The organism is Psychrobacter sp. AOP7-A1-24 (genome assembly GCF_052376235.1).
Taxonomy (GTDB): domain Bacteria; phylum Pseudomonadota; class Gammaproteobacteria; order Pseudomonadales; family Moraxellaceae; genus Psychrobacter.
Genome location: NZ_JBQSVM010000075.1, coordinates 1 through 6417 on the forward strand (window position 1 = coordinate 1; position 6417 = coordinate 6417).

General features: G+C 39.2%; 6 protein-coding genes. 3 read left to right on the top strand and 3 right to left on the bottom strand.

What is annotated here, in order from left to right:
• The first annotated feature begins 242 nt into the window (after nucleotides 1-242).
• Nucleotides 243-1841 (top strand): phosphatase PAP2 family protein, encoded by a 1599-nt coding sequence (locus ACT3QQ_RS13485; RefSeq protein ID WP_444528385.1) that lies wholly within the window; start codon nucleotides 243-245, stop codon nucleotides 1839-1841.
• Nucleotides 1842-1941: 100 nt separating this feature from the next.
• Nucleotides 1942-2589, top strand: coding sequence for a glutathione S-transferase (locus ACT3QQ_RS13490; protein ID WP_444528386.1), 648 nt, complete (start codon nucleotides 1942-1944; stop codon nucleotides 2587-2589).
• Nucleotides 2590-2636: 47 nt separating this feature from the next.
• On the opposite strand, the gene ACT3QQ_RS13495 is transcribed toward ACT3QQ_RS13490, so the two are convergent.
• Nucleotides 2637-2906, bottom strand: coding sequence for a hypothetical protein (locus ACT3QQ_RS13495; protein WP_444528387.1), 270 nt, complete (start codon nucleotides 2904-2906; stop codon nucleotides 2637-2639).
• A gap of 508 nt (nucleotides 2907-3414) precedes the next feature.
• On the opposite strand from ACT3QQ_RS13495, the gene ACT3QQ_RS13500 reads away from it, so the two are divergent.
• Nucleotides 3415-4353, top strand: coding sequence for an HNH endonuclease (locus ACT3QQ_RS13500; protein WP_444528388.1), 939 nt, complete (start codon nucleotides 3415-3417; stop codon nucleotides 4351-4353).
• Between the two features lie 371 nt (nucleotides 4354-4724).
• Here ACT3QQ_RS13500 and ACT3QQ_RS13505 read toward each other — a convergent pair whose 3' ends face one another.
• Together ACT3QQ_RS13505 and ACT3QQ_RS13510 are read right to left on the bottom strand one after the other, a co-directional pair.
• Nucleotides 4725-5570 (bottom strand): IclR family transcriptional regulator, encoded by an 846-nt coding sequence (locus ACT3QQ_RS13505; RefSeq protein WP_444528389.1) that lies wholly within the window; start codon nucleotides 5568-5570, stop codon nucleotides 4725-4727.
• A 311-nt stretch (nucleotides 5571-5881) separates the two neighbouring features.
• The coding region (locus ACT3QQ_RS13510) for an MFS transporter (RefSeq protein ID WP_444528390.1) at nucleotides 5882-6417 on the bottom strand (536 nt) is incomplete at its 5' end.

Here is a 6417-nt window from a genome sequence, read left to right on the forward strand (position 1 = left end):
TAAAACAATAACCAATGCCGTAAATCGACTTAACTGCTGACTTATCATCCTTAAAAACTGCATTTCTCAAATCCTTCTAACTAAGCCTAAAAAATAGTCAAGTATAAGTTCAAAACTACTGTATTTCCAATGGGTTTGGGCAGTTTTTAGCCAACAATAAGTTGCTATTATGACAACTTTAACTATGATTATATTTCCGAAGTTTTTTGAAATGTTTATTCAACAGTCAAACGAGGTACTAGGTGTTGCAAACTCCATCAAATTTGAACCGCTTTAAACACCTATGTCTTGCGTTATTGATATTTTATTTGCTTTATAATTTGACGACTTTTTATAGCGTATCTCTATATACACGCTATCCATCGCAAATTCACAATCTCGCCACGCCGTTTGATAATGCCATTCCTTTTATTCCCGCTATGATTATTCCTTATAGCTGGTCGTTGGTTTTATTTGTTGCTAGTTTTTTCTTAGTGAGGACCTCTACGCAGTTATTTCTATTAACCTATCGCTTAATTTTGGCAACCATTTTTGCCTGTTTGATTTTCTACCTTTATCCTGCTCGATTCTCTTTTCGTCGAGTTGTACCGGATGATTGGACGCAGTTTGGTTATCAGTTCTTACAGTTGGTGGACAAGCCATTCAATCAGCTGCCATCACTACATGTCAGTTACGCCGTCTTGCTTGGGGTGTCATTATGGGAGGTGGTAGCGTCTAAAAAGAAATGGAGTTCAATCACTTATCGATTGTTGCTGACTGGTATATGTACATTGATAGCCCTGTCGACGGTGCTGACGTATCAGCATCATTTACTAGATATGTTGGGCGGAGTAGTGTTGGCAGTTGCGGTGCTTATATTGTCAAATCGTATCCGAAATGCACTGGTAATCAAGCATCTGACACTGGGGATGATAGGGTTCTTGTTGTTAGCGATAGGAGGGTTTTACCTTACTAATATGACTGTAATAGCGTTTGAATCTATAGAAACCTTAGCTATTATAATTGCGCTATATTGGTTGATTAGTTTTACGATATTAGCTTGTGCCTATCAACAAGTCACACCAATGCGGGATGCACGTTGGTTCCAAAAGTCCAATAATGGACGACTCACCTTATATACTTGGATGAAGTTTGCACCGATTATTATTGTTTACAATAGTATGTCATTTTTGGGCCAATGGTATTTTAGAGTTTTCTCCAAAAGTCAAAGGTATCCACTCACGGCATATGCTATTTACGATAAGGTCAATGTTGTTGCTTCACCTCGATTGACTCAGACAGATGTAAGTAGTCATTTAACATATTGGTTGTTTGGCCATACTTCATTAGAATGGCCGAGTTCGTTAGAAAGCAATCGGCCCTCAGCTCGTTATCAGATAATTGTTGTTGATTTGGCCGCTGAGATATCTAGCCATACTCATTACCTTGAAATAGCTGCTAAAGACATTATGAGTACGCCTGTCCATTATTTGTATTTGCCTTTATTGGATTTGCAGCCATTAAATGACGTATTGCTCCAAGACTATATCGATTTATTTAAGCGGATTGAGTCTTTGACGCAATCAGTGAAGCCGCGGGCGATAAACGCTGATAATGAGAACCAGCAAGAAGATAGTATTATTACGCTTATTAACTTCCATTGCGTGATGGGTCTGTCACGTAGCATTGGCGTGCAGGTTTTATATTTATTATATTGTGGTACGCTAACTGTCTATAACTATCAATCGTGGATTGAGCAGTATTATCCGCACGCGCATCTTAAAGACGCTTATCTGCCACAGTCATTGGTAGAAACTATGGCCAATTATAAGTCTGTCACGTATTCAACAGAGCCTGAATAAATGTCGATGTTAGTAGGTTTGCGTCTGCTGGTTTTTCTTTATTTGCTCTTTACCTAGCATTTACCTATTGATTAATTCCTATTCAACTATGGACGAATCTATGAACACCCTATTGCCATGCTTGTACTCTTTTCGTCGCTGTCCTTATGCCATGCGCGCCCGTCTCGGCTTACTATTTGCTGAGCTGTCAGTGGAACTACGGGAAATAACTTTAAAAAATAAGCCAGAGCAGATGCTAGCGATAAGCCCAAAAGGTACGGTGCCAGTACTGCAATTGGTAGATGGAACAGTAATTGAAGAGAGCCTAGAGATTATGTTGTGGGCACTAGGGCAAAACGATCCACAAGGACTGTTTGATAAACGCGTTTTATCTCAGGCCAATGCCTTAATTGCACAAAACGATAATGAGTTTAAGCACTGGCTTGATCGGTACAAATACGCCGATCGCCATATAGAGATGACGCAGACCGAGTATCGACAGCGAGGTGAGGTGTTTTTGCAGGTTTTAGAAGATTTATTGGCTCAAAATACTTATTTACTAGGGAACAGAGTAACCATAGCTGATATCGGCATCATGCCTTTTGTCCGCCAATTCGCCCACGTGGATCGTGACGTATTCTATAGTTTGCCTTATCCAAATTTACAACTATGGCTAAAAGATTGGTTGGAGCATCCATCATTCATACAAGCCATGACTAAATTTCAGCCATGGCAAGAAGGGAATGATATGGTGGTATTTCCTGCTTAATATAGTTGATTTTATATAAGCGTTATACGGCATTAGGTTCGCTTAACCTATCTAGCCTTAACAACGACCACTTTTTGTGCTGGATGTTTGTCTTTAACAACAACGACTTTTTTCGCTTTAGGTTGAGCTTTTGCCTTAACCACAGCAACTTGTTTGGCCTTAGGTTTTTCTTTAACGACCACTACCTTTTTCGCTTGATGTTTGTCTTTGACGATGACAGTTTGCTGCGCAGCACTCGCTGGCGCAATCATCGCAAAGCAAGTAGATACAGCCAATAGTGAGCTGATAGCGATATTTTTCATGTTGATGTTTTTCATAGTAAGATCCTTTTAAGCTGATTATAAGTAAGAGCAGTCATTTAGTGGTTAGAGGTAGATGAGTAGTACGTTGCTCTATTGAATAAGTAAATAATAATGGATTGCAGCGTTACGTACTTTTATGAAAGTTAAAGAAAGGTGACTTTTCTGGTGGGTACTTAACCATTGACGTGACTGTAGGCGCTTTGTGTTAAGGGTAGGCAGGTGAGTAATACTCTAGAGACGATACTTACTCAACTTCATCTGAAGTCATAGCTATGATACGAGGGGAATGGGCATTTTTGCGTAGGATGGAAAGGGTTTAAGCGAATAGAAGTGTATGTTTTATACTCTATTTAAAGAAGCCTATATTGGCATAGGAATATTTTATAAAGAAAATGAGGATATGGAAAAAATCGATAATTCATATAATCCTGAAATAGTTTATTACTTGTTTGGTGTAATCATTCATTACGCAAATACTAATTCATAACATCACATAACACGCTGCTTAAACGGAAGAATAAATATGGAATTATGCATTATTTGTATTAGAGAGAACCCAATAACAGCAGATAATCCGTTAACTCAAGAGCACATTATCCCTGAATTTATTGGTGGTTCATTAGCGAAGAAAAACGTATGCAAAAGTTGTAATAGTTCAATGGGGACAGGGTTTGAAGGCGCATTAGCAAATAGTCTTTTTTATAAGTTACCAAGATTTATTCATAATATAAAAGGAAAAAAGCAGTCTTTAGAAAATCCATTTACGGGTGTATACGATCATGAAGAGGTTGGGCGTTTTCGAGTTAACAAAAATGGTGACCTTACGGTTATACCTGATATAACTATTGAGCAGCTTGATGATGGCTTTGCTGTGAATATGTCTATCGATAAGTCTGAATTTGAAAAAGCAAAACCCTTGCTCGAAAAAAAGATTTTAAGACATCTTAAGTCACAAGATAGAGAGATTAATAAGGCCAAAATATCTAAGGGTGTGGATAAAATTTTAGAGAAGGCGAGCCAAAAGCATAACAAAGTTGATAGTCCTGAAATTAAAGGAAGAATATTAATAGATATTGATGCTCAAATAATGCTCTACTCTAAAATTGCTTATGAGCTCGCTGTTTTTCATTTTGGTGACTCTTATATTACAGATCCAATAGCTGATAAATTAAGAGTTATGCTTAAAACTCAAACTCCCGATAATACTCTTAGAGGCCAGTTCCTTGCTGAGGATGATGGATATAATAATTTCTTTGATAGTGAAAATCACTGGGTCATGTTTATTAAATCAGCATGTTTTATTCAGTTGTTCGGTTTTCCAGCTGTAGTAATGTATGCGGAAGAAGGGTCAAAATTTCAGGCAGAAGAAGGAGTCGTTTACAAATTTTGCTATAAATCGCAGAAGTATGAGGTAATTTCGCTTATAGAGCATTTATCAGGTCTAACAAGGCCGTCGATTTGACCTTATTACACTACGCGCTTCAGTTGCAAATTATGGTAAGCGATGATTTTTCGGATAATTGCGGTAACAACAAGGCTTAAGTAGTTTAAAATTTTTTAGCGGGTGTTTTTTTATATCACGTTTCACTACTAAATTTTTGCTGAAATTTTTTTGCAAGACATAGGGTTGCTCGATAGCAGCTACTTTTGGACAGGGTTATGGGCAGTTGAACTTAGTCTTGTAACTCGGCAAAATTGCTTGTGATTATATTGAGTATAGCAGGGTTTTATACCCTGCGTTATGTTAGCTTGAGTTGATTGTCGGTTACTAATAGCTTTCTTTCTACGTGCTATAACCGATATTGAAGGCAAATTTGTAATTAGAGGCAAGTACTAACTAATATACAAATTACTCTCAATCATATTTTTCATATGCAGTAGACGGGGGGCAATGTCTTCTTCTAGCTTGGTACGACTCAGAATAAAACTGGGTGCGCCGCAGTTAAAAGTAAGCAAGCCTTCCGTCGGATGCATCAGCGCAATAGCCACCGCATTGACGTCTTTTTGCCATTCACTAATCGAGAAACAATAGCCGTACTCTTCGTAATCTTGAAAGGCTTTATCTAATCCTCGTCTGATTTTGAGCCAATCATCTTTATACTTACTACGAATCGCATTCAAAATAAACTCTTGCTCAGCAGGTGGCATACTTGCCAAGCAGGCTCTGCCCATCGAGCTTAAATGAATAGGCAGGTAAGAGCCGACATTGCGTTGCATGGTGGTGGTGCCTGTACCTTGTACAACGTTTAGATACACCATCATGAGTCGATCACGAGTAGCCATGGCTACAGCACTATTGGCATAGTCTGCCAACTCTTCCATATAAGGAGTGGCAAGGTTATTGATAGAGATGTTGGTCATCATCGTATAGCCAAAACCAAGTACGCCTGTAGAAAGCTGGTACTTACTGCTATTGGTAGACTGTTTTAGATAGCCTAATTTGACTAAGGTATAAGTCAGACGCGTAATGGTCCCTTTAGGTAGTCCTGTCAGCTGACTTAAGTCTTGATTGCCTAGATAAGGGCGTTGCGGGGTAAAGCAGCGTAGCAGCTCCAGCCCTCTAGCCAGCGCGGTGACAAACTGTCTGTCGTTTTTATCGCGCATCTCTGCAATAGGCTCTAACAATTCGATATGCATCTCAGTATTAGTATCTTCATTGGCAAGGGTATCATTCGTCATATGCAGTCTACTATTCCCAATTAAGTCCGTACAAACATCATAATTTCACTACCTAGCGTATCTATGAGCCAATACAAGAGCTTATATTGATTCTTACAATGGCTGATAGTATAAGTCTATAGTCATGTGCTGAGGGCAGTTTACCCCTTCAATTATACTATAATAAGTTATCATTGAACGCTCAGCATAACACGATATGTATAGATTGTTTCGCTATGCGGTATAAGTGGTAGCGACATAAGCTAGTAAAGAGGGTCACTAAAGTGTCCGCTAAAGGCGTCACTAAATGTGCTTCTAAAATCAAAGTGCGCCTAAGCTTGTTGCGGGTCATACTGCTTTTCTTTAATAAATAGCGTTGGGATAAGGCCACATAAGAAATAAGCACCTGCCATCAATAGCAGACCGGCACCAATAGAGTTGTGCATCGCCATGTATCCAATAGCTACAGGGGCAATCACAGAACCTAGGCGACCGATATTAAATGCGCCGCCAATGGCAGTACCTCGAATAGCAGTAGGGAAGCTTTCGGTTAAATAAGTGGCGTTGATCGCATAAGGAATACCATATAAGAAACCAAAGGTGATCATGAGCCAACCAATGTTTTCTGGAGTATGCATATAGACTAATATCGGGATAAAGAGTGCGGTACCCATTGTGCCAAAGGCAAAGACGATTTTGCGACCAATCTTATCTGCCATATATCCTGCGACTACTTTGGCAAACATCATGGTCAAATACGTACCCGCCATATATAGCGCCATTTCTTTAAACTTAATCCCAAGCTCGGTCTCTAGGTAAGAAGGGAGCCAGTTGCTCACGCCAAAATAACCGAACAATAGCAGCCCTG

Bases quoted from the DNA above. Each gene is read 5' to 3' on its own strand.
- ACT3QQ_RS13500 (WP_444528388.1), top strand. From the start codon at position 3,415: ATGGAATTATGCATTATTTGTATTAGAGAGAACCCAATAACAGCAGAT.
- ACT3QQ_RS13505 (WP_444528389.1), bottom strand. From the start codon at position 5,570: ATGACGAATGATACCCTTGCCAATGAAGATACTAATACTGAGATGCAT.
- ACT3QQ_RS13495 (WP_444528387.1), bottom strand. From the start codon at position 2,906: ATGAAAAACATCAACATGAAAAATATCGCTATCAGCTCACTATTGGCT.
- ACT3QQ_RS13490 (WP_444528386.1), top strand. From the start codon at position 1,942: ATGAACACCCTATTGCCATGCTTGTACTCTTTTCGTCGCTGTCCTTAT.